The following is a 3,735-nucleotide window of genomic DNA, read 5'->3' as shown; positions in this document are numbered from 1 at the left end:
AGTATTTGAAATTAGTGATTTTGATAATTTAATAATTTTCAAGTGGAATCTTAAATTTCAAAAACCCCGTTCCTCAACTTTTTTACAGTTAAACACTTTAAAAATACCCCCCCGGTTGAGGGATGATGATGTCCGGAGGGGCTAAACTACAAAATCAATTTTTATCTGAAAACTACCTTAACTCTTCAAGTCAACTATTTCTTAATGACTTAACTACTCCTTTATACCCCTCGACCCTAAGCATTAAAGACGAAGAAATAAATACTAAGGATAGGCACAAACCACGGAGAAAGGCATGCTTTCGTGCCAATCCACAATACCGCCGTATGAGTGCACGTCATAGCGGCGATGACGACCAATGCTGTCACTAGTCCTGTAAGAAGATCTTATGAAACCAACGCCTGAATAATCCTCCATTCTGCCCCACTCCGTGAAAAAGCCAGAACCTATATGACGCATATAATGGTCACTATGTGAGGAAGGTGTAGCGCCCAAACTACTAAATCGAGACGAATTTGTTAAATCCTTTACTCGAGGCATTCGATAACCAATACTATTACACCAAGACAAAGCATTAGAATGTTTGGAAGTATCATTACCACGGTTGACGAACCACTGCTTCAAAGTAAAACCATATTTAACAACTGGATTACCTTGACCATCACGACCAACCAACTCGAAGGTCTGAGGCAAAGTAAGTGTTGGAAGACGACCAGGATTGTCTGAATGATGCTGGGATTCGGTAGCGAAAGGACCCGTTAAAGTAACACGAACACTTGTAGCAGTGGAATTAGTCATTGTAACTGTGATGCCACCCTGAGATAAGGGAGACCAAGACAACGCCTGACTACTACCACTAATAAGTAAATCAAAATACAATCCATTAGCACCAGTAGTAGGAAAGTTTTGACCGTAAGAGGATGGGTCATTTGACTGAGTGAGAAAACCGTTAGCAGGGTCCCACATCGAAGATGGACCAGCATAATCATCTGTACCCATATACAAATTAGGCCGAGCAAAACAAACTATCGGCGTAGCCTTAGGATTAACGAAATACGTCACAACATTGGCACTGAAATCACTACGATTAGGAACGCCATAACGTGTGGATAATGTGCCGTTAGTACTGGATAACGTCACCCTATAAGGTGCCTTACAAATCTCTGGTACAGTGCTACGTGATACCGATTGACTGCTTTTATCGACAATAGACAAACTTACAGAACCTGTAGCAGTAACGTCAGAATCACCATCATCATCCCCCCAATAATTATGATGAGGACCGATAAGTGTACTTAAATCGACTGAATCAGTATTAGTAGGAACAAACATACCTATATCAGCAAAACTCTGACCCGCAACCGGTAACACGATTGGTTTTTCAGGAGATGAAGAATTGGTTGAAAGCGTATATTGTGTACCATCTGATAACATAATACCGAGCAAACCGTTAGAATCATTCACACGAGTACGACCACCATCGAAAGTCAAATACGGCACATTACCGTGAATCACATTTGAGGTTTTAGAGGTTAATGCATGGCTGGAAAAAGAAAGTAAAATAGCCACACCTAAAAAAATCTGCCGGAATAAATTAGATCGAAAAGAGGATCGCAAGAAGGATCTATAGTAGGATCGAAAAAAAGATCGCGAGAAAATTTGCAAAATTCCGCATAATTGCGTGAAAAAATAAACTTTGGTGAAGAATAAACGCTGGGAACTTAACTTTGACGAATTTAAATTAGAGGTTGGCCAAGTTGCCTGTTGCCAGTTGCCAGTTGCCAGTTGAAAATTATAGAACATCTGCGACAATCCTGTCAAGTATATTTTTGATTTATTTACGGTTTTGTTTGAATTTTAGCCATCCAGCTAAAACGGTAAAAAAGTATAGTTACTGGAAAAACGCGATGCAATTCTTTTTTTGTTTTGGATCGTTAATATTCGTAAAGAAGATCGCAAGAAAGATCTTGAAAGAATCGACTAACATTTGTTTTAATTGAAACCATATCATTTACAAACCTTTAAAAAACTCTAATTAAGATCCTAAAAAAATTTACCTGAGTGATGAGTAATTTTGATAATTTAATAATTTTTAATCGAAATTTAGAACCTCAAAAACCCTGTTCCTCAACTTTTCTGATATAAAAATAATTAAAACACATCATCATTTAGAGCCAAATTATTCATATGGCAACATTGCAAAGTGGAATTTTAAACGCTGAAACTACTATTGCTCAAAAAATCCCCCCCGGTTGAGGGATGATGATGTCCGGAGGGGCTAAACCACAAAATCGCTTTTTATTTGACAACCACCTTGACTCTTCAAGTCAAACATTTCTTAATGATTTAACTACACCTTTATACCCCAAGCTTTGAGGATTAAGGACGAAGAAATAAGAACTAAGGATAGGCACAAAGCCCGTCGTGGCGGAAGTAGCTCAGAGCCACAGCACCGTGGGTAGTGCTCACGATAAACGGGCTACGATCACGCAGCTGGTCATCACTAGTCCAGCACCAATCGTTGCTGAAGCCAACGCCAGAGTAATCGTCCATTTTGCCCCACTCAGTAACAAAGCCAGAACCTATATGACGCATATAATAATTATGGGATGAGGAAGGAGTGGCGCCGACTGAACCCGAACACCAAGGGCCTGCATTATTATGACTACAAGATGCGTTGGTTAAATCCCTTACGCGAGGCATTCGATAACCAAGACTATTACACCAAGATAAGGTTTGAGGATACCTGTCCTGCTTAGAACCACGGTGGACGAACCACTGCTTCAAAGTAAAACCATATTTAACAACAGGAGTACCATTAGTATCACGACCGACCAACTCGAATGTCTGAGGCAAAGTAGGTTTAGAAATAGGACTAGGACTGGATGAATTATGCTGGGATTCGGTAGCGTAAGGACCAGTTAAAGTAACACGTACGCTTGTAGCAGTAGAATTAGACATTGTGACTGTGATACCACCCAGAGAAACAGGAGACCAAGACAATGGCTGACTAACACCACTAATATCTAAATCAAAGTACAATCCATTAGCGCCAGTTGTAGGAAAGTTTCTACCGTAAAGTGACGGGTCTGTTGACTGAGTGAGAAATCCCTTAGCAGGATCCCACATTGAAGCTGGGCCAGCATAATCATAATCTCCAGCTAGGAAATCATCATCACGCTTACCAGCCAATAAGTTAGGCCGAGCAAAACAAACCACCGGCGCAGCCTTAGGTTTAACATAATAAGTTACATTACTGGCACGGAAATCACTACGATTAGGAAATCCGTAACGAGTAGATAATGTACCGTCAGTACTGGATAACGTAATCCTATAAGGAGAATTACAAGTCGTTAACACGGAATTACGTGATACATACTGATTGTTTTTATCGACGATAGATAAACTTAACGTACCAGTAGCAGTAACGTCAGCATCACCATCATCATCCCCCCAATAATTATTAGGAGGACCGATAAGTGCGCTTAAAACGACTAAATTAGTATCAGTAGGGACCAACATACCAATATCAGCAAAACTCTGACCCGCAACCGGTAAGACGATTGGGGTTGCAGATGAAGGATTAGTTGATGGCGTATATTGCGTACCATCAGATAAAGTAATCCCGAGCAGATCGTTAGTATTAATCGCACGAGTACGACCACCATCGAAAGTCAAATAAGGTGCACTACCCTGAATCACATTCGAGGTTTTAGAGGTTAATGCATGGCTGAA

General features: G+C 40.3%; 2 protein-coding genes. Both read right to left on the bottom strand.

What is annotated here, in order from left to right:
* Positions 1-264: 264 nt before the first annotated feature.
* Complete coding sequence (locus J3T98_RS11155; protein ID WP_267362925.1) at positions 265-1,569, bottom strand: hypothetical protein; 1,305 nt, start codon at positions 1,567-1,569, stop codon at positions 265-267.
* A gap of 831 nt (positions 1,570-2,400) precedes the next feature.
* The coding region (locus tag J3T98_RS11150) for a hypothetical protein (protein WP_267362923.1) at positions 2,401-3,735 on the bottom strand (1,335 nt) is incomplete at its 5' end.

The organism is Gilliamella sp. B2772 (assembly GCF_026536985.1).
In the GTDB taxonomy this organism is placed as follows: Bacteria; Pseudomonadota; Gammaproteobacteria; order Enterobacterales; family Orbaceae; genus Gilliamella; species Gilliamella apicola_E.
Note: the sequence above shows the minus strand (reverse complement) of the source record. Positions and strands in the feature narration are given on the sequence as shown.